Annotated in this window: 23 protein-coding genes; 11 read left to right on the forward strand and 12 right to left on the reverse strand. The window is 63.8% G+C overall.

The genetic code is table 11. The features are described 5' to 3' along the window. Nucleotides 1-4: 4 nt before the first annotated feature. Complete coding sequence (locus RM192_RS14550; RefSeq protein WP_311508278.1) at nucleotides 5-589, reverse strand: Pycsar system effector family protein; 585 nt, start codon at nucleotides 587-589, stop codon at nucleotides 5-7. Nucleotides 590-729: 140 nt separating this feature from the next. On the opposite strand from RM192_RS14550, the gene RM192_RS14555 reads away from it, so the two are divergent. The 3 genes from RM192_RS14555 to RM192_RS14565 are packed head-to-tail and all read left to right on the forward strand — an operon-like array spanning nucleotide 730 to nucleotide 2968. Continuing rightward, nucleotides 730-969: an acyl carrier protein gene (locus RM192_RS14555; RefSeq protein WP_311508279.1), complete on the forward strand. Its 240-nt coding sequence runs from the start codon at nucleotides 730-732 to the stop codon at nucleotides 967-969. Nucleotides 970-977: 8 nt separating this feature from the next. Further along, on the forward strand, nucleotides 978-2177 hold the full coding sequence (spt, locus tag RM192_RS14560) for a serine palmitoyltransferase (protein ID WP_311508280.1): 1200 nt from the start codon (nucleotides 978-980) through the stop codon (nucleotides 2175-2177). After that, a complete protein-coding gene (locus tag RM192_RS14565; protein WP_311508281.1) occupies nucleotides 2177-2968 on the forward strand; it encodes an SGNH/GDSL hydrolase family protein in 792 nt (263 codons plus the stop codon). The genes spt and RM192_RS14565 overlap by 1 nt, the downstream gene beginning before the upstream one ends. Before the next feature lie 88 nt (nucleotides 2969-3056). On the opposite strand, the gene mutM is transcribed toward RM192_RS14565, so the two are convergent. Continuing rightward, on the reverse strand, nucleotides 3057-3869 hold the full coding sequence (gene mutM, locus RM192_RS14570; protein WP_311508282.1) for a bifunctional DNA-formamidopyrimidine glycosylase/DNA-(apurinic or apyrimidinic site) lyase: 813 nt from the start codon (nucleotides 3867-3869) through the stop codon (nucleotides 3057-3059). 60 nt (nucleotides 3870-3929) lie between these two features. Here mutM and RM192_RS14575 point away from each other — a divergent pair, with 60 nt between their 5' ends. The 3 genes from RM192_RS14575 to RM192_RS14585 are packed head-to-tail and all read left to right on the forward strand — an operon-like array spanning nucleotide 3930 to nucleotide 7342. Further along, entirely contained in the window at nucleotides 3930-4667 is a 738-nt protein-coding gene (locus RM192_RS14575) for a class I SAM-dependent methyltransferase (protein ID WP_311508283.1), read from the forward strand. A 4-nt stretch (nucleotides 4668-4671) separates the two neighbouring features. Then, the gene (ubiB, locus tag RM192_RS14580) at nucleotides 4672-6225 is read left to right on the forward strand and encodes a 2-polyprenylphenol 6-hydroxylase (RefSeq protein WP_311508284.1); all 1554 of its coding nucleotides are present in this window, start codon (nucleotides 4672-4674) and stop codon (nucleotides 6223-6225) included. 13 nt (nucleotides 6226-6238) lie between these two features. After that, nucleotides 6239-7342 (forward strand): acyltransferase, encoded by a 1104-nt coding sequence (locus RM192_RS14585; RefSeq protein WP_311508285.1) that lies wholly within the window; start codon nucleotides 6239-6241, stop codon nucleotides 7340-7342. Between the two features lie 9 nt (nucleotides 7343-7351). Here the strand turns inward: RM192_RS14585 and RM192_RS14590 are convergent, their stop codons facing one another. Then, the gene (locus RM192_RS14590; protein ID WP_311508286.1) at nucleotides 7352-7738 is read right to left on the reverse strand and encodes a cupin domain-containing protein; all 387 of its coding nucleotides are present in this window, start codon (nucleotides 7736-7738) and stop codon (nucleotides 7352-7354) included. Then, nucleotides 7735-8133, reverse strand: a complete 399-nt coding sequence (locus RM192_RS14595; RefSeq protein ID WP_311508287.1) for a hypothetical protein — start codon at nucleotides 8131-8133, stop codon at nucleotides 7735-7737. Before RM192_RS14595 ends, RM192_RS14590 begins: the two co-directional genes overlap by 4 nt. A gap of 102 nt (nucleotides 8134-8235) precedes the next feature. On the opposite strand from RM192_RS14595, the gene RM192_RS14600 reads away from it, so the two are divergent. Both RM192_RS14600 and dut read left to right on the forward strand, forming a co-directional pair. Beyond that, nucleotides 8236-9495 carry a bifunctional phosphopantothenoylcysteine decarboxylase/phosphopantothenate synthase gene (locus tag RM192_RS14600; RefSeq protein ID WP_311508288.1) on the forward strand — a complete coding sequence of 420 codons (1260 nt, stop codon included), beginning with the start codon at nucleotides 8236-8238 and terminating at the stop codon, nucleotides 9493-9495. Then, the gene (gene dut, locus RM192_RS14605; RefSeq protein ID WP_311508289.1) at nucleotides 9482-9949 is read left to right on the forward strand and encodes a dUTP diphosphatase; all 468 of its coding nucleotides are present in this window, start codon (nucleotides 9482-9484) and stop codon (nucleotides 9947-9949) included. The genes RM192_RS14600 and dut overlap by 14 nt, the downstream gene beginning before the upstream one ends. 55 nt (nucleotides 9950-10004) lie before the next feature. Here the strand turns inward: dut and RM192_RS14610 are convergent, their stop codons facing one another. From RM192_RS14610 to secB, 4 genes are all read right to left on the reverse strand, one after another. After that, nucleotides 10005-10700 carry a DUF4136 domain-containing protein gene (locus RM192_RS14610; RefSeq protein ID WP_311508290.1) on the reverse strand — a complete coding sequence of 232 codons (696 nt, stop codon included), beginning with the start codon at nucleotides 10698-10700 and terminating at the stop codon, nucleotides 10005-10007. Between the two features lie 171 nt (nucleotides 10701-10871). Continuing rightward, nucleotides 10872-11891, reverse strand: a complete 1020-nt coding sequence (gene trpS, locus RM192_RS14615; RefSeq protein WP_311508291.1) for a tryptophan--tRNA ligase — start codon at nucleotides 11889-11891, stop codon at nucleotides 10872-10874. Between the two features lie 11 nt (nucleotides 11892-11902). Next, nucleotides 11903-13474, reverse strand: a complete 1572-nt coding sequence (gene murJ, locus RM192_RS14620; RefSeq protein ID WP_311508292.1) for a murein biosynthesis integral membrane protein MurJ — start codon at nucleotides 13472-13474, stop codon at nucleotides 11903-11905. A 103-nt stretch (nucleotides 13475-13577) separates the two neighbouring features. Continuing rightward, on the reverse strand, nucleotides 13578-14099 hold the full coding sequence (gene secB, locus RM192_RS14625) for a protein-export chaperone SecB (protein ID WP_311508293.1): 522 nt from the start codon (nucleotides 14097-14099) through the stop codon (nucleotides 13578-13580). A gap of 246 nt (nucleotides 14100-14345) precedes the next feature. Between secB and RM192_RS14630 the strand changes: the two genes are divergently transcribed. Genes RM192_RS14630 through RM192_RS14640 form a run of 3 tightly spaced genes read left to right on the forward strand, consistent with a single transcriptional unit; the run spans nucleotide 14346 to nucleotide 16840 of the window. Then, a complete protein-coding gene (locus RM192_RS14630) occupies nucleotides 14346-15029 on the forward strand; it encodes a Tim44/TimA family putative adaptor protein (RefSeq protein WP_311508294.1) in 684 nt (227 codons plus the stop codon). Nucleotides 15030-15059: 30 nt separating this feature from the next. After that, complete coding sequence (locus RM192_RS14635) at nucleotides 15060-16274, forward strand: murein transglycosylase A (RefSeq protein ID WP_409233834.1); 1215 nt, start codon at nucleotides 15060-15062, stop codon at nucleotides 16272-16274. Next, the gene (locus tag RM192_RS14640; RefSeq protein WP_311508296.1) at nucleotides 16274-16840 is read left to right on the forward strand and encodes a Smr/MutS family protein; all 567 of its coding nucleotides are present in this window, start codon (nucleotides 16274-16276) and stop codon (nucleotides 16838-16840) included. Before RM192_RS14635 ends, RM192_RS14640 begins: the two co-directional genes overlap by 1 nt. Here the strand turns inward: RM192_RS14640 and dapE are convergent. The 4 genes from dapE to yidC all read right to left on the reverse strand — a co-directional run bounded on the left by dapE (nucleotide 16824) and on the right by yidC (nucleotide 21369). Next, the gene (dapE, locus tag RM192_RS14645; protein ID WP_311508297.1) at nucleotides 16824-17951 is read right to left on the reverse strand and encodes a succinyl-diaminopimelate desuccinylase; all 1128 of its coding nucleotides are present in this window, start codon (nucleotides 17949-17951) and stop codon (nucleotides 16824-16826) included. The two genes, RM192_RS14640 and dapE, sit on opposite strands and share 17 nt — an antisense overlap. Then, nucleotides 17948-18610, reverse strand: a complete 663-nt coding sequence (locus RM192_RS14650) for a glutathione S-transferase family protein (protein ID WP_311508641.1) — start codon at nucleotides 18608-18610, stop codon at nucleotides 17948-17950. Before RM192_RS14650 ends, dapE begins: the two co-directional genes overlap by 4 nt. 294 nt (nucleotides 18611-18904) lie before the next feature. Beyond that, on the reverse strand, nucleotides 18905-19567 hold the full coding sequence (yihA, locus tag RM192_RS14655; RefSeq protein ID WP_311508298.1) for a ribosome biogenesis GTP-binding protein YihA/YsxC: 663 nt from the start codon (nucleotides 19565-19567) through the stop codon (nucleotides 18905-18907). Then, on the reverse strand, nucleotides 19564-21369 hold the full coding sequence (gene yidC / locus RM192_RS14660) for a membrane protein insertase YidC (RefSeq protein ID WP_311508299.1): 1806 nt from the start codon (nucleotides 21367-21369) through the stop codon (nucleotides 19564-19566). Before yidC ends, yihA begins: the two co-directional genes overlap by 4 nt. Between the last annotated feature and the right edge of the window lie 42 nt (nucleotides 21370-21411).

Below are 21411 nucleotides of genomic sequence, written 5' to 3' on the forward strand. Positions count from 1 at the left end.
TGCCTCACATCGCCCCGGCCATGTTCGCGGCATGCTCGACAACAAACGTGACGACGGTCAACGACAGCCCTACCATGAAGCTCTTGTAGGCATAGGCGAGGAACCGGTACTTCTTGCGCTGCAGGACCTGCCCGTTCTGGTAGATATCGTGCAGCATCGTGCGGAACACGGTCTCGTCGGCATGTAGCTCGTCAAGGATCGAGTTGGTCCATTCATCCTCGTCCATATGCGTGAAATAGCCGAAGAACAGCTTGTTGGGCTTGCCGTCATTCAGCTTTGCCGTGTTCGGCCCGCTGACTGTCGGCAGCACTGCAAACACCGCGCACATCGCCGAAACGAACGCGAAGATCGCCAGCACGCCCAGCGACCATGGCATCGTGCCGTTCTTCGCCTGCCCCACCGCGATGGTGAACACAAGGAAAGTCGCGCCCATCAGGATCGAGGCCTTGGCGTCGGCCATCTGGCTCAAGGACAGGTTGATCTGCTGCGTCGTTCGCACCAGATGGATCGCGTGGTTCGAAAAGCCGGTGGGCGAGAGTGCCGAAGGCGTCGCGAGCGGCTTTGGGCCTTTCGTTTCTGTATCTGCCACGGTTCTCCCCTCCCGATATTCGATTTTTCGGTCTAAACCGGGGATGACACAAGGCGAGCGCGCTTGACAAGCGGCAGCATTGGCCGCTTTTCCGCCGCATTCGTCTGGCAGGGGCCAATTCGCCCATTGGAGAACAACAAATGGATCGCGTCGCAACCGCCGAAAAGATCGCCGAACTGATCGAACCTTTCAACAAGAAGGGCGTCGAAGTGACCGAGGCGACGACTTTCGCCGGTGATCTCGAATGGGACAGCCTGACCGTGATGGACTTCGTCGCCGCGATCGAGGACGATTTCGACATCATCATCAGCATGAACCAGCAGGCCGAAATCGAAACCTACGGCCAGTTGATCGACGCCGTGACCAAGCTTCAGGGTTGATTCCGAATATGACCGATCTCTTCTCCAAGTTCGACCCGCTGATCGAACAGCGCCGCGCGCTGCTGGCAGGCGGCGTGGAAGACCCGTTCAATCTGGTGATGGAGCGGGTGATCTCGCCCACCGTCGCGGTGTGCAACGGGCGCGAGACGATCCTGCTCGGCACCTACAACTACATGGGCATGACCTTCGACCCCGACGTGATCGCCGCGGGCAAGCAGGCGCTCGACGATTTCGGCTCGGGCACAACCGGCAGCCGCGTGCTCAACGGCACTTACGCCGGGCACCGTGCCTGCGAAGAGGCGCTCAAGGAATTCTACGGCATGGATCATGCCATGGTCTTCTCGACCGGCTATCAGGCCAATCTCGGCATCATCAGCACGATGGCCGGCAAGGGTGATTACATCATCCTCGACATCGACAGCCACGCCTCGATCTGGGACGGCTGCAAGCTGGGCGATGCCGAAGTCGTGCCGTTCAAGCACAATGACATCGAAGCCATGGAAAAGCGTCTGAAGCGCATTCCCGAAGGCGCGGGCAAGCTGGTCATTCTCGAAGGCGTCTATTCGATGCTGGGCGATATCGCCCCGCTCAAGGAAATGATCCGCATCGCCAAGGAGAACGGCGCCATGGTGCTGGTCGACGAAGCGCACTCGATGGGCTTCATCGGCCCCAACGGGCGCGGCGTGGCTGAAGATCAGGGCTGCCTTGAAGACGTCGATTTCGTTATCGGCACATTCTCCAAGTCGGTCGGCACGGTCGGCGGCTTCTGCGTCTCGAACCACCCCAAGTTCGAGATCCTGCGTCTCGTCTGCCGCCCCTACGTGTTCACCGCCTCGCTCCCGCCCAGCGTGGTCCACACTGCCGCAACCAGCATCCGCAAGCTGATGCATGGCGAGGCCAAGCGCGCGCACCTCTGGGACAACTCGCGCGTGCTGCACAAGGGCCTGCGCGACCTCGGCTTCACGCTTGGCACCGATGAGCCGCAAAGCGCGATCATCGCGGTGATAATGCCCGATCTGGAACGCGGCGCGGCCATGTGGGAAGCGCTCCTTCACGAAGGGCTCTACGTCAATCTCGCCCGCCCGCCCGCAACGCCCGCAGGCATGACCCTGCTGCGCTGCTCGCTTTGCGCCGAACATTCCGCCGATCAGGTGCAGACGATCATCGGCATGTTCGAACGCGCCGGAAAGGCCGTGGGGATCATCTGATGAAGATCGCTGCGGGCATCGCACTGGCGCTGGTGGCAACGCCTGGGCTGGCACAGAGTCGGCCTGCTCCAGCAGCGCCCGTGGTAGCCCCGCCGGCAGAGGGCATGGCGGACAAGCCCTGCCCCACCCAGACGCAAGGCTTCAACTTTGCCCATCCTTATGTTCGCCAGTACGACTGGGCATGGGAATGCCGCTTCGCTGAACCCGGCAAGCAAGTGGCGCAAGCCCCGCGCGTTGTGTTCATCGGCGATTCGATCACCGAAAACTGGGTCGGCCTTGCCCCCTCGCTATTCGTCGATGGCGCGATCGGGCGCGGGATCAGCGGGCAGACCAGCCCGCAGATCCTCGTGCGCTTCTATCAGGACGTCGTGCGCCTGCGCCCCAAGGTCGTCCACATCATGATCGGCACCAATGACGTTGCCGGAAACACCGGCCCGTCCAGCCCGGAAATGTACACCAATCACGTGGCGGCCATGGTTGATCTGGCAAGGGCGAACGGCATCGCGGTCGTTCTCGGCAGCATCCTGCCCGCCGCCAAGTTCCCGTGGAAGCCGCAACTCAGCCCGGCCGCTCAGGTCGTCGCGCTCAACTCCTGGCTCAAGGATTTCGCCAAGGCGCGCGGCGCGGTCTACGCCGATTACCACAAGGCTCTCACCAACCCGCAAGGCGGCATGAACCCCGACCTCGCCCCCGATGGCATCCACCCCAACGCCAAGGGCTATGCCGTGATGGAGCCGATCACCAGGGCCGCGATTGCCGAGGCGGAGAAGCTGGCTGCGGCCAAGCGCTAATCCATGATCCGTTCGTGTCGAGCGAAGTCGAGACACTGCGCGCCAGTGTCTCGACTTCGCTCGACACGAACGGTGTAGGGTGTGCCACCTATTTCTGGCACTTCGCGCAGAAGAACGTCGATCGCCCGCCCTGCACGATCCGCTCGACCGTTCCGCCGCAGCCGCAGGCCTCACCCTCGCGCCCGTAGACGCGCCAGTCCTTGGCGAAATAGCCAAGTTCGCCGCTTGGCCGCGCGTAATCGCGCAAGGTCGATCCGCCTGCCGCAATTGATTCGTTCAGCACATCGCGGATCGCGGGCACCAGCAGGCCGAGCGCCTTGGCGGTAACCTTCCCGCCCTCGCGCTCCGGGTGAATGCCCGCCCGCCCCAGCGCCTCGCAGACATAGATATTGCCAAGTCCCGCCACGATCTTCTGGTCGAGCAGCAGCAGTTTCACCGCCGCAATCCGGTCCTTGAACGCAGCTTTCAGGTGCGCCACCGACAGCCCGTCGCCCAAAGGTTCCGGCCCCAGCGCGGCGAACTGCGGCCAGGCGTCCAGGGCAGGCGTATCGACCAGATCGACCGAGCCGAACCGCCGCGCATCATTCAGTGAAAGCACCCGGCCATCGCCTGTTTCCAGCACCAGATGATCGTGCTTGCCGATGTCCTCCGGATCGATTCGCCAACGCCCCGACATGCCGAGGTGAAACACCATCGTCCGGTCGCGGTCGGTATGGATCAACCCATATTTGGCCCGCCGCGAAAGGCCGGTCACCCGCGCGCCGGTCAGTGCCTGCGCCAGGTCGACCGGAAAGGGCCTGCGCAAATCCGCGCGGTTTACGCTCACGCGCGTGATCGCCTGCCCCTCAAGCACGGTTGCAAGGCCACGGACGGTCGTCTCTACTTCGGGGAGTTCTGGCATAACCTTTCCACCCCTAACACCCTTTGCCGTCCGGGCAATTCCCCACTAAAGGCGCAAGGCATGAGCGCATCTGAAACAGCATCCTTCGGTTACGAAGATATCCCCGCCGATGAAAAGGAAGGCCGCGTCGGCGCGATCTTCTCCAATGTCGCGCGCAAGTACGACGTGATGAACGATGCCATGTCGGTCGGCATGCACCGCTTGTGGAAAGACAAGTTCGTCCGCCGCGTGCGGCCCAAGGACGGCGAGACCATCCTCGACATGGCGGGCGGCACCGGCGACATCGCCTTCCGCATGGCCCCATCTGGCGCGCAGATCACCGTCTCGGACATCAATCAGGACATGCTTGATGTCGGCATCGAACGCGCAATGAAACAGGGCCTCGACGGCCTCGTCTGGTCGCGCCAGAACGCCGAGGAACTGACTTTTGGCGACCGCTTCTTCGATGCCTACACCATTGCTTTCGGCATCCGCAACGTGACGCACATCGACCGTGCCCTTGCCGAAGCCCACCGCGTATTGAAATTCGGCGGACGCTTCTTCTGCCTGGAATTCTCGACCACGCAGTGGCCCGGTTTCGCTGAAATCTACGACGCCTATTCGCACAAGCTGGTGCCCAAGCTCGGCCAGATGATCGCAGGCGACGAGGAATCCTACCGCTACCTGATCGAATCGATCCGCCGCTTCCCGGCGATGCCCGAATTCGAAGCCATGATCCGCGCAGCAGGCTTCCGCCACACCAAGGTCGAACCGATCCTCGGTGGCCTCGTTGCGATCCATTCGGGCTGGAAGGTCTGAGGGATTGACCCACCCCGCCACCCATTTACGCCGCCTGCTCGGCTGGGGCCGCACGCTTGCCCGCCATGGTGCGCTGCGCGGGATCGAGGCCGATCCCAACACGCCCGCGCCCGTGCGCACGCTGTGCAAGGTCGCCAGGTTCGGCACGCGCCAGCCCAAGGTGCCCGATTATGCGGGCGCCTTTCGCGCGGTCGGCCCCGCAGCGATCAAGCTTGGCCAGACCCTTGCCACCCGGCCCGACCTTGTGGGCGAGGAAGCCGCGCACAATCTGCTCGCCTTGCAGGACAACCTGCCGCCGGTCGATTTCGCGCTGATCAAGGCCGAGATCGAACGCACCTTCGAAAAGCCGCTTGAAACGTTGTTTGCCACGTTTGATCCGGTGCCCGTTGGCGCGGCATCCATTGCGCAAGTCCACCGCGCCGTTACGCCCGAAGGCCGCCACGTTGCCGTAAAGATTCTGCGCCCCGGCGTCCGTGAAAAGCTGGCGCGCGATATCGACACTTATGAGTGGGCCGCCGCACACCTCGAAGCGCTGGGCGGAGAGGCCAGCCGATTGCGCCCGCGCCTGGTCATCGCCAACTTCAAGCGTTGGACGGTGCGCGAGCTTGACTTGCGGCGTGAAGCTGCATCTGCCTCCGAACTCGCCGATACGATGAAAGCCCATGCAGGCTATCGCGTCCCCGCCATCGACTGGGACCGCACCAACGGCCGCGTGATGACGCTCGACTGGATCGACGGGATCAAGATCAGCGATACGGCCGCGCTCGATGCCGCCGGGATTGACCGCAAGGATCTCGCCAAGCGGCTCGTCCTCGCATTCCTGACGCAAGCGATCAGCGGCGGCTATTTCCATGCCGACATGCATCAGGGCAACCTGTTCGTGGAAAGCGATGGCACGATCACGGCGATCGACTTCGGCATCATGGGCCGTATCGACCGGCGTGCGCGCCAGTGGCTTGCCGAAATTCTCTATGGCCTGACGACCGGCAACTACCGCCGCGTCGCCGAAATCCACTTCGAGGCGCAATACGTTCCGAGCTACCACTCGGTCGATGAATTCGCCACCGCCCTGCGCGCAGTCGGCGAACCGATGCGCGGGCGTCCGGTCAGCGAACTGTCGGTCGGCCAGATGCTCGACGGTCTGTTTGCGATCACCCGCGATTTCGACATGCAGACCCAGCCGCACCTGCTGCTGCTGCAAAAAACGATGGTCATGGTCGAAGGCATCGCCACCCAGCTCGATCCCGAGATCAACATGTGGGATGTTTCCGCGCCGTTCGTGCGAGGCTGGATTCGCGACGAACTCGGACCCGAAGCCGCCATCGCCGACCGCGTGCGCGATGATGTGCAAACGCTCCTGCGCCTGCCCGACCTGATCCGCCGGATCGAGGACAAGTACCCGGCCAAGGGCGGCGCGCCCGAAGCGCACCCGCTGCCCGAGATCGACCTGATTGTCGGGCCGAATCGCCGCAGGCGAAACTGGGTTGGCCAGATCATGCCATTCCTCGCAGGCGGCGCGGTTGTTGCCGTGACCCATGCGCTCGGCCTCTGGGGCTGACGGCCCTCGTCCCTTGTCACCAACTCACCTATCGCATCTGCGCCTGCCCAAGCGCCATTTCCACGCGCTCGATCTGTCGCGCCTGCTGGCCGCGATCATGGTGCTGTTCTGGCACTACCAGCACTTCTTCGTGCCACCGGTGGAACGGCATTTCAACGTCAACCGCGCGATCCAGCCGTGGTACGACACGCTCGGCTGGCTCTACGAAAATGGCCACACGGCGGTGCAGTATTTCTGGGCAGTCTCGGGCTTCGTCTTCGCCCACGTCTATCTGTCAGACCCACGCGCACATGGCCGCTTCTGGCTGGCCCGCGTGGCCAGGCTTTGGCCGCTCCACCTGCTCACGCTGGGCCTGATGGCACTGCTTCAGGGGATATACGTTGCCCGGACCGGCACCGAGTTCGTCTATCATACCAACGACCTCAAGCACTTCCTGCTGTCGATCCCGCTGATGCAATACTGGGGTTGGCAGGATAACCAGTCGTTCAACGGCCCCTCCTGGTCGCTCTCGACAGAGATCCTCGCCTATGCGGTGTTCTGGCTGGCGCTGCCGTGGCTGCGCCGCGCGCCGCTGGCGGTCGCGCTGCCGTTTGGCGCGGCGCTGCTCGGCCTGACGCTGCTCAGCGCGCCCGACAAGGACGTTCTGGCCTGTATCGGCTACTTCTTGCTAGGCACGGCAGCTTATGGCGCAGCGCTCAAGCGGTGGCTGCGCCCGGCCAGCCTCTTGCCGCTGGGAGCGGCGCTGATCGCCATCGCCTTTGCATTCAAGGCACAATATCGCGGCGATGACGCTGCCACCATCGCGGGCACGTTCGGCGTGCTGTTCCTGATGCTCGCCGCCGATATGTCGGACGACAAGGGCCGCCTGAAGTTCGGCCAGAAGCTGGGCGATGCATCATACGGCATATACCTGTGGCACATCCCGATCCAATTGGCGCTGGTCCTGCTGATCGACTCAATAGGTGTTCCGCGCGACATCGCCCGCCAACCGTGGTTCATGCTGACCTATGTGAGCACAGCCATCGCAGCAGGCTTCGCCAGCCACGCCATGTTCGAACGTCCCGCCCAGAAAGCTGTTTTCGCGCTATGGGCGCGGTGGAAGACGCGGCGGACTTAGGGTCAAGACCTAGGCCGTCCTCTCGCGGTGCTGCGTTCCTTCGCCGGGTGTGATGTAGATCGCCCGGCCCGCAACCGGCACGTCCGCAGTGTGCCAGACGCCCTGCGGCACCACGGCAAACTCCCCTGCGCGCAACGGCAAGCACACATTGCCGCCGTCCTGTTCAAGGATCAGCGTGAGTTCGCCCTCGATCTGGATCACCAGTTCCTCGCCTTGCGGGTGGCATTCCCAGACCTGCCAGTCGCTGGCGCTTTCGAACATGCTGACCAGACGTCCCTGCGGCAGCGCGTGCACGCCGGTTTCCCAGAACGCGGCATCCACTTTCACCGGCAGGCACTGCCCCTCGCCTGCAAGCTGGGCGAAGTATTCGCCGAGCGGGTAGGCGTCCGAACTCATCCCGCAATGTCAGCCAGCTTGTGATGCGGCAGCATCCGCCACGCCGCCAGCATCAGGATCACGTGTCCCGCCTCGATCGTCATCGGCACAGGCCAGCCGGGATAGGCGCCCGTCACCGCCAGATTGATCGCCCGGCCGACGAAGGACACGCCGAACAGCAGCGCAGGCACCAGCAGCAGGTCGGCATTGCGCCGCCACGCGCCCCACATCATGCAGAACGCCGCTACACCGAAGAACGAGGTGAAATCGGCGCGGATCGTGGAAATGCCGGAGATGCCGGTCGCGGCAATGCCGAAACCGGTTGCGGCCTGCTCAGGCCCGGTCAGAAAACTGATCGCCAGGAACAGGTCGAAAAGTCCGGCGAGAAACACCAGCGCGGTCAGGACTAGGCGCATCGTTGCAATCCCCCTTTATGGTCTGTGGCGAAGTCTGCCTCATCGCGTCATCCCGCGCAAAAGGATTGCGCACTGCCCGCTGCCATTGCACAAGCCGCTGCCATGACAGGCAAACGCATCCTCCTTATCGTCGGCGGCGGAATCGCGGCCTACAAGGCCTGCGAACTTGTGCGGCTGATCCGCAAGAACGAGGCGGAAGTCACTTGCGTCCTGACCGACGGCGGCGCCCACTTCGTCACCGCGATGACGCTGGCGGCGCTCAGCGAGAACCCAGTCCACACCACCCTGTGGGATCTCAAGAACGAGGTCGAGATGGGCCACATCCAGCTTTCGCGCGCTGCCGATCTCGTGGTCGTCTGCCCCGCCACGGCTGATCTGATGGCGCGCATGGCTGCTGGCATTGCCGATGACCTTGCCACCACGCTGCTGCTTGCCACCGACAAGCCGGTGCTGGCCGTCCCCGCCATGAATGTGCGGATGTGGCAGCATGCGGCCACGGTGCGCAATGTCGCCACGCTGCGCGCCTCGGGCGTGAGCGTGCTCGAACCCGATGAAGGGATGATGGCTTGCGGCGAATACGGGCCGGGACGTCTGCCGGAGCCGGACGCGGTGTGGGCTGCGATTGGCGGGATGTTGGGCGCGGGGGCTTCGACAGACTCGGCCCGAGCCGCTGTTTCCCGAAGTCCCGTTCGTGCTGAGCCCGTCGAAGCACACTCGCACCCGCTCAGCGGCAAGCACGTCCTGATCACCGCTGGCCCAACCCACGAACCGATCGACCCGGTGCGCTACATCGCCAACCGGTCCAGCGGCAAGCAGGGCTTTGCCATCGCTGCCGCCGCTGCGCGGGCTGGCGCAAAGGTCACGCTGGTTGCAGGTCCGGTCAATCTGGACACCCCGCAAGGCGTGCGCCGCATTGATGTCGAAACCGCGCGCGAGATGGCCGCAGCGGTCGATGCGGCGCTCCCTGCCGATGTTGCGATCATGGTCGCCGCCGTTGCCGACTGGCGCAGCGCCGATCAATCCGCGCAGAAGATCAAGAAGGATGGGTCCGGGCAGGTTCCGCCGCTGCAACTGGTCGAGAACCCCGACATTCTCGCCACGCTGGGACGGTCGGACCATCGTCCCACGCTGGTCGTCGGCTTCGCTGCCGAAACCAATGACCTGCTTACCCATGCGCATGCCAAGCTTGCGCGCAAGGGTGCGGACTGGATCGTTGCCAACGACGTTGTCACGCACAAGATGGGGGGCGAGGTCAACGCGCTGCACATCGTCAGTGCTCATGGCATCGAGAGCCTGCCCGAAATGTCCAAGGACGCGGCGGCTGCCGCGCTGGTTAAAAGGATTGCCGATGCACTCGCCTGAAGTCCCCGTCATGGTGAAGCGCCTGCCCCATGGCGAGGGCCTGCCGCTCCCGGCCTATGCCACAGAGGGCGCAGCAGGCATGGACGTGGTCTCGGCCGAGGATGTGGACCTTGCCCCCGGTGCGCGCCACGCGGTTGCCACCGGCCTGTCGGTTGCAATTCCGCACGGTTACGAAATTCAGGTCCGCCCGCGTTCGGGCCTCGCACTCAAGCACGGCGTCACCGTGCCCAATACCCCCGGCACCATCGACAGCGATTATCGCGGCGAGTTGAAAGTCATCATGATCAACCTCGGCACGGAGACGTTTTCCATCCGCCGGGGCGACCGGGTGGCGCAGCTCGTGGTCGCGCCGGTCACGCGCGGATCATGGGTAGAGGTCAGCGAACTCGATGAAACCGCGCGCGGTGAAGGCGGCTTCGGGTCCACAGGCGGACTGGCTGCGCTCAAGGGCTAAAGCGAAAAAGGCCTCGCATCGCTGCGAGGCCTTTCCATTTTCCCGTCAAGGAAGCTCAGTTGACCTTCTTCACCGTGGTCTTCTCGGGCGCGATGGAAATGCGCACCGTTTCGCCGCTGCGGCCGGGGAAGTCGGTGAACATCGCCTCGACCAGATTGGGCACGACATAGGACAGGCGGTTGGATTGCGAGGCGGCTTCGGCCTTGCCCTCGAACAAGCGCTGGCCATCGGCGCGGCGGTCGATCTTCATGTCGATGCCGCTGGTGTAGACGGTGATGACATCGACGCCGTTGTTGAATCCCGAACCGTAGAAGAACGGATCATACCATCCGTAACCCCAGCCACGACGGCCATAGAACGCCGGACGGCCCCAATAGCCACCGCCGCCATACCAGGGGCTCCAATAGGGATCGTTGAAGCCGCTCTGGATCACGCGCTCACGGCCCTGATCGACGCCGTAATCGAAGCGCACGATCAGATCGGCGGCCTCGGCAGTGGCAGGGGCATAACCCAGCTTCTGCAACTGGCCTGAAACCAGCGAGGCGTATTGCGAGAATTCGAGACCGCCCGCGTCACGCGGATCATCGGCGACGACGGCAAAGGTCTGGCCCTGCGGAGCGGGCAACTGGCTCTGGAAGCGTGAGACATTGGCATTGAACGATGACGCACAGCCGCCAAGCGCGGCGAGCAGCAGCGGAACAGCGGCCATGCCGACAAGACGGCGGCGCTTGTTCTGCAGGAACGATTTCATTTTGCGACTCCTCAACTGCAGTCCGCCGCACCGAAGCCCTTATGAACTTCCCGGACGCACGCCTGCTTTAGCATGCCGCTTGTATAGGTGGGAGGTGCTGAATGCACGTTGAATGGCGCCTGCAACATAAGTTGCAGGCGGTTCACGTTCGGCAATGATTCAGCTTGGCTATCAGCCTCTTACGAGGCCCAGCGCTGCGTAGGTGCGCGCCAGCGTCGGCCCCGCAAGATCGCGTGCTTTCAGCGCACCCTTGGCGAGGATCGCGTCGAGCGCTTCTCCGTCTACGCGCAGTTCGCGGTAGCGCGCGGCCATTGGCGCGAGCTTATCGACCAGCAGTTCGCCAAGGGCCGGCTTGAACTGGCCGAAGCCCTTGCCTTCGAACTGCGCCAGCACCTCGGCCGGCGTGGTGCCCGCCATCGCGGCATAGATGCCGACGAGGTTGTTTGCCTCTGGCCGTCCTGCCAGCCCTTCGACGGTGGCGGGCAGCGGTTCGGGATCGGTCTTGGCCTTCTTCACCTTCTGCATGATCGCGTCGGCGTCGTCGGTCAGGTTGATCCGGCTCATGTCCGATGGGTCGGACTTGCTCATCTTGGCGGTGCCATCGCGCAACGACATGATGCGAGCGGCTTCTGGCGGGATGATCGGATCGGGCAGGGTGAACACCGGCGCGTCTTCAGCAGCGAAGTCGTTGTTGAACTTCTGCGCAATGTCGCGCGCCAGTTCCAGATGCTGCTTCTGGTCCTCGCCCACCGGCACGTGGGTCGCCTGATAGAGCAGCACATCGGCGGCCTGCAGCACGGGATAGGTGAACAGCGCGACCGAAGCACCCTCTCGGTTCTTGCCCGCCTTGTCCTTCCACTGCGTCATGCGGTTCAGCCAGCCCATCCGCGCGGTGCCATTGAGCAGCCACTGCATCTCGGCATGAGCGGGGACTTGCGCCTGATTGAACAGGATCGACTTGTCGGGATCGATCCCGCACGAAACCAGTGCCGCCACCATCTCGCGCGTATTCGCCGCCAGTTCGGCAGGCTTGTGCGGCATCGAGATCGCGTGAAGATCGGCGAGGAAGTAGAGGCACTGTCCGCCTTTGGCCGACCATTCGTCCTGCATGCGCACCCAGTTCCGGATCGCACCCAGGTAATTGCCGAGGTGGAGATTGCCCGTGGGCTGGATACCGGAAACGATACGCATCGAATTGGCCTTCAGTTGGTGCGGCGCCGCCGCAGGAGAAGCTTGAGGTCGTCCTTCGAGAATGCTCCCGAAAGAACGGTGGCGAGCCCATAGACCACCACCCCGGACGTGACCAGTGCAGCCATCGCGGCAATGCGGATCGCCCATGTGCCATGGACATAGGGCATGACCAGTCCTTGGCCCGCCCACAGCACGCCCCCCATTGCCAGCGCCGCCAACGCCAGCCGCCATACCCGTCGCCTCAGCCGCGCATCGGCCACAAAATGCCCGCGCTTCACCAGCGTGCGATAGAGCATCCAGACATTGACGGTCGAGGCAATCGCGGTCGCCAGTGGCGGCCCCATGTGCTGCAGCGGCACGATCAGGATCAGGTTGCCGACAAGGTTCACGACCATCGAGATCGTGGCATAGCGCACCGGCGTCTTCGTATCCTGCCGCGCATAGAACCCCGGCGTCAGCACTTTCACCAGGATATAGCTCGGCAGACCGATAGAAAACGCGGCCAGCGCCTGTGCGGTATAGTGCGTGTCGGCTGCGTCAAACTTGCCATAGCCGAACAGCGCGGCGGCAATCGGTTCGCCGCACAGCACCAGTGCCATCGTGGCGGGCAGGGTGAGCAGCAGCGCCAGTTCCATGCCGCGGTTCTGCGTTTCCATCGCAGCGGCTTCCTCGCCCCCGCCAAGCTGGCGCGAGATCGTCGGAAGCAGCACCGTGCCAAGGCCGATGCCGATTAGCCCCAGCGGCAACTGGTTCAGCCGATCGGCCATGTAAATATAGGTGACGCTGCCATGCGCCAGCAACGACGCGGCGAGCGCGGTCGAGATCACGAGGTTGATCTGCACCGCGCCCGCGCCTGCCGCAGCCGGCAGGATCAGCTTGAGAAGGCGCTTCACTTCGGGCGAAAGGCGCGGACGGCGCAGACGCAGGCGCACGCCGTTTAAGCGGCAAGCCCATGCCAGCCACAGCAATTGCAGCGCGCCCGAGACCGACACGCCAATCGCCTGATTACGCGCGGTGATGAGCGGATCATCCGAATGAAAGCCGAGCAGCGCGACGATCAGCGTGACGTTGAGCAGGATCGGCGCAGCAGCGTTGACCCAGAACTTGTGCATCGAATTGAGAATGCCGCCGAACAGCGAAACGAGACTGATCAGCATCAGGTAGGGGATCGTCAGCCGCGAAAGCTGGACCGCATAGGCGAACTGGTCCGCGCTCACCCCGTTGAATTTGCCCGACAGAACCAACGTGACCGGCCAGGCGAACACTTCCAGCAGGACCGTCATCACGATCAGCACCGGCAATAGCACCGCCAGCGCAGCTTCGGCAAAGTCCAGCCCGTCACGCAGGCCGTTGCCTTCGGGATCGGCGACCTTCTGGTTGAACATCGGGATGAATGCGGCCGAAAACGCACCTTCGGCAAAGAGCGCGCGGAACATGTTGGGCAGCCGGAACGCCACCAGAAACGCGTCCGAGGCGAAGCCTGCGCCGACATAGCGCGCGAACAGGCTGTCACGCACAAGGCCCAGCACGCGGCTGAGCAGTGTCAGCCCGCCAATCGTGCCGGTGGCCTTGAGGAGATTCATACCACGTTCCCTTCCAAAGCCCGCTCATCCTGAGCTTGTCGAAGGATGCGCACCACGCAAGCCCTCATAGCCGGTCTGAGCGGGATTGGGAGAGGTCCGGGAATCAGGCTTCGCCAGCCGGAACCGCTTCAGCCGTGGCTTGCGCCTGTGCCAGCTGCTGCATGTAAAGGCCGTTGAAGTCGATTGGTTCGAGCATCATCGGCGGGTAACCGGCGTCGCGCACGGCATCGGCGATGATGCGGCGGGCGAACGGGAACAGGATGCGCGGGCCCTCGGCGAAGAGGAACGGGTGCGCCTGATCGTCGGACACATTGCGCATGCCAATGAGGCCGCAATAGGCGAGTTCGACGATATAGGCGGTGCCCTGCGTGCCTTTCGACGTCACGTTGATCTTCAGCTCGATCTCGTGGATCTCAGGCTGGATCACGCGCGCCGAAATGTTGAAATCGACCGCCATGTCGGGCGCTTCGGTCCACTGGAAGCTTTCGGGCGCGTTCGGATTCTCGACCGAGAGATCCTTCACATATTGCGAGATCAGGCCGATCGCGGGCGAGGTATCCTCACCGTTGGGGACCGGACCGCCTTCCAGATTGAGGTTCGAAATGATGTTGCCTTCGTCGGCCATGATCGGACTGCTTTCTGCGTGGGTTTCCCTTGGCGGCGCGCCTAGCACCACCGCAATCGTGCGGCAATGCGCCTTGTTTGGAGCGCAAACGCAACACCCCACCGAAATTTCGGCCCGCGTGATCGGCACCAACGGGCATCCACGCGTTGTTCATTTGTATTTCGTACCTATTTGAGGCACGTTGAAATGTGCCACAGGTGGTTGCCCCCGGCATTCGATCCATGGCCAGTTTCGGGATATCTGCGCGTGATTGTTCAAATTGTGATCCTGGCGATGATTGCGGCCTTCCTCGGCCTGCGTCTCTATTCGGTGCTTGGCCGCAGGCCTGAGCGTGACGAAGAGCCGATGCGCCGCCGCATCGAACAGCCCGACCCTTCGGCCAAGCAGTTGCCGCCAGTGGCACCGCGCGCGGCCGAATCGGGCTCAGCCAGTGCACGCCCGCGCGAAGTGACCCCGGCTGAACCGAACACGTTCGACAATTCGGCTGAAATCGGCGTTCGCGCGATCATCGCAGCAGACCGCCGGTTCGATCTTGCCCAGTTTCTCGCAGGCTCCAAGGCTGCCTACGGCATGACGCTGGAAGCGTTCTGGCGCGGCGACAAGGACGAACTGCAGCAGCTGTGTGACGCCGATGTCTACGAAGGCTTTGCTTCGGCCATCGACGCGCGCCTTGCTGCCAGCGAAACGGTTGATGCCCGCCTGATCCGCATCGATGAAGCGCGCATCGTCGCTGCCACGCTCGACGGCACGACCGCGCGAATCACCGTGCGCTTCCTTGCCGATATCGCTTCGATCACGCGCGATGCCGATGGCAATGTCATCGCGGGCTCGCTCGACGATGCCATCGAGGCGCGCGACCTGTGGACCTTCCGCCGCGATCTCACCTCGCGCGATCCCGATTGGCTGCTCGACGAGACTGACGAAGACTGAGACCGCATCGTGCCGGGGGCTGTTGCTGACATACACGCCCGGCGCGGGGCTGGCTGGCTGGTCTTTGCGGCTCTGGCACTTGCCTTGCTCGGCGGCTGCGTCCGTCTGGTTCCCGAAGGCTCGCGCCCTTCTCCGATTGCGCCGCCGATCAGTGGTACCGGCACCAAACCGGGAAATGCCGCACTCGCTGGCATCACTGCAGGACCTGTCGCAGCGGGTCTCGGCTTCAAGCCCGAAAATGCCGCCGCTGCCCTACGTTCTTTTGCAACGTCATGCCCTCGGCTGACAAAGCGCTCCGACAATTCCGGCCTCACCGCACCTGCCGATTGGGCGCCGGCCTGTGCGGCCGCCTCTGGCTGGCCCGAACCGCAAGCCGCACAGTTCTTCGCAAACTACTTTGAAACCGCCGAAGTGGGCGACGGCAGTGCCTTCGTCACCGGCTATTTCGAGCCTGAAATCGCGGGCGTACGCGTGCGCCAGCCGGGATATGACGTTCCGGTCTATGCCCTTCCTGCCGATCTGATCCGCGCCCGTCCAGGCGATGCGCAACCCTTGGCCGACGGCAAGATGCCGCTTGGCCGTTATGACGATGCGGGCGTGTTCGTGCCTTACTATGATCGCGGCCAGATCGAGGTTGGCGAACTGGCGGGCAAGGGCTTGGAAATCGGCTGGGCCGCCGATCCGGTCGAATTCTTCTTCCTGCAGATCCAAGGGTCGGGCCGCCTCCGCGCGCCCGATGGCAGCGTTGTGCGGCTGGGCTTTGCCGGACAGAACGGCCATCCCTACACCGGTATCGGTTCCCTGATGCGCGAGCGCGGGCTGATCGGCAATCAGCCGGGGCAGTATTCCGGCTCGATGCAGGGCATCCAGCAATACTTGCGCGATTATCCCGAGGCCGGCCGCGCGCTGATGCGCCAGAACCGCAGCTATGTGTTCTTCCGCGAACTCACCGGGGCAGGTCCGGTCGGCGCGCTGAACGTGCCCATCGCGGGACGCGCGACCGTGGCGGTCGATCCTGCCTTCGTACCGCTTGGCGCGCCGGTCTGGCTGCAGCTTGACCGCAAGGAAGCGAGCGGCCTGTGGGTTGCCCAGGATACCGGCGGCGCGATTCAGGGTGCAAACCGCTTTGACAGTTTCTGGGGTGCAGGTTCCGAAGCACGCCGGATCGCAGGCGGAATGAGCGCGCGGGGCCGGGCCCTTATCCTCTTGCCCAAGGGGACGCTCGCGCGTCTGAACCAGCGTTGATGAAGGCTCCGCGCGGCCTCTCGCCCGAAGAGGCGGCGCTGTGGGAGAAGGTCGCGGCGACCATCGTGCCGATGAACCCGGTGCGCCAGACCAGGCCGGTGCTTGCCGAACCTGTGGTTGTCCATACCCCGGCCCTGCCAAAGGCGATCAAGGGCCGCGTTCCGCTCGCCCGCCCCGCACCGCCGCCGCCATCTCCCGTCGCGCGACCACTCCAGAGCCATGGTCTCGATTCGACGTGGGATCGCAAGCTGGCGCGCGGCACCATCGTGCCCGATGTGACCATCGATCTCCACGGCCTCGGCCTCGATGCTGCGCACGGCCGCCTGAACGGCGGCATCGCGCAGGCGCTGGCCATGGGGTCGCGCGTGATCTTGCTGATTGCGGGCAAGCACCGCCCGCATGATGAACACGACGCGCGCGGATCGCGGCGCGGTGCTATTCGCGCCAAACTGCTCGACTGGCTCGCCCACAGTTCACACGCCAGCCAGATCGCCGCCGTCCGGCCCGCCCAGCCACGCCACGGCGGTGCGGGCGCGGTCTATATCGTGCTCAGGAAAGCGCGCTGAGCGCGATCCGCGTGTAGATCCGCTGCAGCACGCGCAAGTCTTCCATCGCCACGGCTTCGTCCTTCTTGTGCATCGTTGCATTGCACAGGCCGAATTCCACGACCGGACAGACGGCGCGCAGGAACCGCGCATCGGAGGTGCCGCCGCTGGTGGACAGTTCCGGATCGAGGCCCGTCTCGGCTTTCACCGCATCGGCAATGATCGTCGAAAAGGCCCCCGGCAGCGTGATGAAGCTCTCGCCCGAAATCACCGCACGGACTTCGCCCTTGTGGCGGCGGGCAATGTCTTCGACCATCTTGACCAGCGCGGCGCCGGAATGGAGGTCATTGAAGCGGATCGAGATGCGCGCCCGCGCCTCTGCCGGAATGACGTTGGTCGCGCGGTTGCCGACCTCCAGATCGGTTATCTCGAGGTTCGATGGCTGGAACCATGCGGTCCCGCCGTCGAGCACCAGAGCATCGAGATCAGCCAGCAGCGCGATCAGGCGCGGGATCGGATTATCGGCAAGGTGCGGATAGGCGACATGGCCCTGCGCGCCCTTGCAGGTGATCCACATGTTGACCGAACCGCGCCGCCCGATCTTGACCATGTCGCCCAGCCGCTTGGCCGAGGTTGGCTCGCCCACCAGGCACAGATCAGGCTCGGCCTTAAGTTCGCGGATAAGCTCGATCAGCGGCACGGTGCCAAAGCGTGCGGGGCCTTCCTCGTCACCGGTGATGATGAAGCTGAGTGTGCCCGCTTCTGCCGGAATGTCCGCCACCGCTGCGACCATCGAGGCAATCGAGCCCTTCATGTCGACCGCGCCGCGCCCATAGAGCAACTCGCCCCGGCGCTCGGCCTTGAATGGGCCGGACGTCCAGCCCTCGCCCGGTGGCACCACGTCGAGATGCCCAGCGAATGCGAAATGGCGCGACCCTTCAGGGCCTTGGCGGATGGCGAACATGTTTTCGACCGGACCGTCAGGCGCTTCACCGGCAACGAAGCGGTGAATGGTGAAGCCAAATGGTTCGAGCATCGCGGCAAGGCAATCGAACACTTCGCCGGTTGCGGGCGTCACGCTCGCGCAGTCGATCAGCTGTTCGGCAAGGGTGACGGGATCGAGCGAAATCACGCAGCTGGCTCCTCGAACTGCTGGATCACCCAGTCTTCGGCTTCGGCGGCCTCGGTCCAGGCCTGCATCCAGTCGTGCGTCCACACGGCGTCCATGTAGGTCAGCGCGAAGCCGGGGACGGGCACGCCGTAAGTCATGAAGCGCGAAATCACCGGGGCATAGAACACGTCGGCAGCGCCGAACGTGCCGAACAGGAACGGTCCGCCCTTGCCGAAGCGTGCGCGTGCCTCGGCCCAGAGCGTGAGGATGCGGACGATGTCGGCGCGGACTTCGGGCGTGATCTCCACGCCTTCCACGCGCTTGCGCATGTTCATCGGCATCGCACGGCGCAGCGGCAGATAGCTCGAGTGCATTTCGGCGACCATCGAGCGGGCCATGGCGCGGGCGACATCGTCCTTCGGCCAGAAACGGTCACGCCCGACCTTGTCGGCAAGGTAATCGACGATGGCGAGGCTGTCCCACACCACCGCTTCGCCGTCCCACAGGATCGGCACTTTGCCTGATGATGGCGCAAGGTCGTCGCCCTTGCGCATCGCGTCCCACTCCTCGCCATAGAGCGGGACCTTGATTTCCTCGAACGCGAGGCCCGACTGCTTGGCCGCGAGCCAGCCGCGCAGCGACCAGCTGGAATAATTCTTGTTACCGATGATCAGCTTCATGCAGCGTGCCCCGTTGCGTCGGAGAGGCGCGTAGCCGTTCAGCTTTGCGGTGTCGAGACTGAACGGGTTTACAGAGTTTACAGTGTCCAGAGAAGCAAGTGCGGGAACCTGGGCGACGATCCAGCGGACTTCTGCTTCGGTGAGGGTTTTCGGGCGTCGCATCGCGCAAAAGTGGCGCGCAGGCCCCGTGTAGGACAATGCAAAAGCCACCGGATTGGCGGGATGTTGGATTGACGCCGCGCACGGGTCGCGACTTCGCTCGACATGAACGGGACCGCCAAACAGCGTGGGCGGTCAGATCTCGCTGTCGGCCAGCACGGCGGCGCGCAGTTCCTCGATGCCCATCTTCTTTTCGGAAGAGGTGATCAGCACTTCAGGGAAGGCGGCGGTGCGCTTGCGGGCGGCGGCCACGGTTTCGGTATAGGCCTTGTCGAGTTCACTGGCCTTGATCTTGTCGGCCTTGGTCAGGACGACACGGTAGCCGACGGCGGCCTCGTCCATCATCCGCATCATCTCGCTGTCGACATCCTTGATGCCGTGGCGAGCGTCGATCAGGAGCAGCACGCGCTTGAGCACGACGCGGCCGCGCAGGAAATCGCGGACAAGCTTGCGCCATTGTTCGGTGACGCTGGGCGGAGCCTTGGCGAAACCGTAGCCCGGCATGTCGACCAGCCTCAGCAGGGTGGGATCACCCACCTCGAAGAAGTTCAGTTCCTGCGTGCGCCCCGGCGTGACCGAGGTGCGCGCGATCGACTTGCGCCCAGTCAGCGCATTGAGCAGCGACGACTTGCCGACATTCGAGCGGCCAGCAAAGGCAATCTCGGGCACTTCGGGATCGGGCAGGAACTTGAGCGCGGGCGCGGACTTGAGGAACTCGATGCGCCCGGCAAAAAGCAGACGCGCGCGTTCGATCAGTTCGGCCTGGACGAGTTCATCTGGGATTTCTTCGGGGTTCAAGGTGCTTTCGGCTTCCGGGTGGAAGCAGCCTTCTGTTCGCGGGTGACGACGCGATTGACGTCAATCTGGTCCTTGTCGGCTTGCGCCTTCAATTGCGGGTGCTTGCTGTAGAGATACTTCTGCTGGGCAATGGTCAGCAGGTTCGAGGTGATCCAGTAGATCAGCAGGCCAGCCGCGAACGGCGCCATCACGAACATCATGATCCACGGCATGATCGAGAAGATCTGCTGCTGCGCCGGGTCCATCGCGGCGGGCTGCAGCTTGAACTGCAGGTACATGGTGAAGCCGAGCAGGATCGCCAGCACGCCAATCGCAAGGAAGCTTGGCGGAGTGAACGGCAACAGGCCGAACAGGTTCAGCACGTGCAGCGGATCGGGCGCGGACAGATCCTTGATCCACAGCGCGAATGGCTGGTGACGCATTTCGATGGTCAGCACGAGCACCTTGTAGAGCGCGAAGAACACCGGAATCTGGAGGAAGATCGGCAGGCATCCGGCCAGCGGATTGACCTTCTCCTCCTTGTACAGCTCCATGATCTTCTGCTGCTGGGTCTGCTTGTCGTCCTTGTAGCGTTCCTGCAGCGCCTTCATCTTGGGCTGCAACGCGCGCATCGCCGCCATCGAGGCGAACTGGCGCTGCGCAATCGGGAACATCACGCCGCGCACGATGAGCGTGAGCAGGATGATTGCCACGCCGAAGTTGCCGACCTTGGTGAAGATCGAATCGAGCAGCCAGAAAATCGGCTTTTCGAACCAGCGGAACCAGCCCCAGTCGATCGACAGGCTGAAGTTCTGGACGCCCGCTGCCTCGTACTTCTCGAGAACCGCGTTTTCCTTGCCGCCGACGAACAGGCGCACGTTCTGCGACTGCGCCTTGCCTGGGGCAACCGACACCGAAGGGTAGATCAGGTCAGCGCGGTAAACGCCCTGCCCCAACGAACGGAACGCAGATTCCGCCTTGGCGCCGCCATCGGGAATGAGCGCGGAGAGCCAGTAGATGTCGGTGAAGCCGATCCAGTTGGCCGTACCCTTGAACGGCACGGTGCCGCCCTGCGCTTCGGCAACGGTCGAGTAATTGTTGTCGAAGTTCACCGAGCCATCGAACGCGCCGATGGGGCCCGAATGGACATTCCAGGTATCGAGGCTGGCGGTCTTGTCGGTGCGGTTGACCAGCGCGAAGGGCCTTACCACGACCGGCGCAGCGCCGGTGTTGGCGATGCTCTGCGTGGCGGTGATCATGTAGTCAGCGTCGATCGCGTAGCGGATCGCATATGTTTGCCCGGTGATGTTCGACCAACGCAAAGTGACGGGCGTCTGCGGCGTCAGCTTCGCGCCATCGGCGGTCCACATCGTGTTCGCATCGGGCGCGGCGACGCCTTCGCCGACCCAGCCAACTTGCGCGAAGTGCTGCGCGGGCGTGCCGGCGGGGGAGAACAGGCGAACCGGAGCGCTGTTCTTCTCAACCGCTTCGCGGTGACGGGCAAGCGTGACGTCGTCAACCAGCGCACCCTTGAGATTGATCGAGCCCTTGAGGCCGGGCGCATCGATGACGACGCGGTGCCCAGCGGCCAGCTCTTGCGAAAGATCCTTCTTCTCCAGCGCGATGTCGGCTGCGTTCTGCAGGCCACCTTCGCGCGTGGGCTTGGGCTTGTCGGTGCTGGAAGCGGGAGTGGCGGCAGGCGCGGTGGCCACGGCGGCGGCCTTGGGCGGCGCGGGGTAAAACCAGCGCATCGCCGATTCCCAGCCAAGGAGAATCAGGCCCGTAAGGACCACAGCCAAGATGAGGTTGCGCTGATTCTGCACCGTGTTTCGCGTCCTGTCAGTCAGGCCTGCGAGCATGCGCGG

It is taken from the genome of Novosphingobium sp. MMS21-SN21R (assembly GCF_031846015.1).
Classification (GTDB): Bacteria; Pseudomonadota; Alphaproteobacteria; order Sphingomonadales; family Sphingomonadaceae; genus Novosphingobium.